At 63.3% G+C, this 841-nt stretch carries 1 protein-coding gene; it reads right to left on the bottom strand.

Annotated elements, in window-relative coordinates:
* Window positions 1-199: 199 nt before the first annotated feature.
* Window positions 200-841: putative PEP-binding protein (locus CTR53_RS07875; protein WP_367158945.1), on the bottom strand; the 642-nt coding region annotated here is incomplete at its 5' end.

The following is an 841-nucleotide window of genomic DNA, read 5'->3' as shown; positions in this document are numbered from 1 at the left end:
GCCAAGCTGGACAAGGATGTGGGCGCGAGCCGGATGCCCAAGATCACGATTCAGTGACCCTGCTTTAAGGCAAAGAAAAAGGCCGGGCATTCATTGTCCGGCCTTTTTGTATCTGCACCACCCTCACCCCAACCCTCTCCCATTTCATGGGAGAGGTAGGGCCCCGCCGCGAAGCGGTGGGAGGGTGAGGGCCTTTCCCTTAAGCCTCGCTGGCCTTTTCCTCGGAGATCGCTGCCTGCGCGGCGGCCAGGCGGGCGATCGGCACGCGATAGGGCGAGCAGGACACGTAATCCAGGCCGGCATTGTGGCAGAAGCGCACCGACGACGGATCGCCGCCATGCTCGCCGCAGATGCCCAGCTTGATGTCCTTGCGGGCCGACTTACCGCGCTCGACCGCCAGCTTCACCAGCTCGCCGACGCCGCTCTGGTCGATGCTGACGAACGGGTCGCGCTCGAAGATACCCGCCTTCAGGTAATCGTCCATGAACAGCGCACTATCGTCGCGGCTGATGCCCAGCGTGGTCTGGGTCAGGTCGTTGGTGCCGAAGGAGAAGAATTCAGCGGTCTGCGCGATATCGGCCGCCCGCAAGGCAGCGCGCGGCAGTTCGATCATCGTGCCGACCAGATACTTCACCTTCTTGCCCTGTTCCTTGAACACGGCCTTGGCAACGCCATCGACCTTGCCCTTCAGGATGTCGATCTCGGCCTTGGTGGCGACCAGCGGGATCATCACTTCCGGTTCGACCGGCTTGCCGCCGGCCTTGGACACCTGCACGGCTGCCTCGAAGATGGCGCGCGCCTGCATCTCGTAGATTTCCGGGAAGCTGATGCCGAGGCGGCA

This window comes from Ferrovibrio sp., from assembly GCF_002796975.1.
Lineage (GTDB): Bacteria > Pseudomonadota > Alphaproteobacteria > Ferrovibrionales > Ferrovibrionaceae > Ferrovibrio.
Note: the sequence above shows the minus strand (reverse complement) of the source record. Positions and strands in the feature narration are given on the sequence as shown.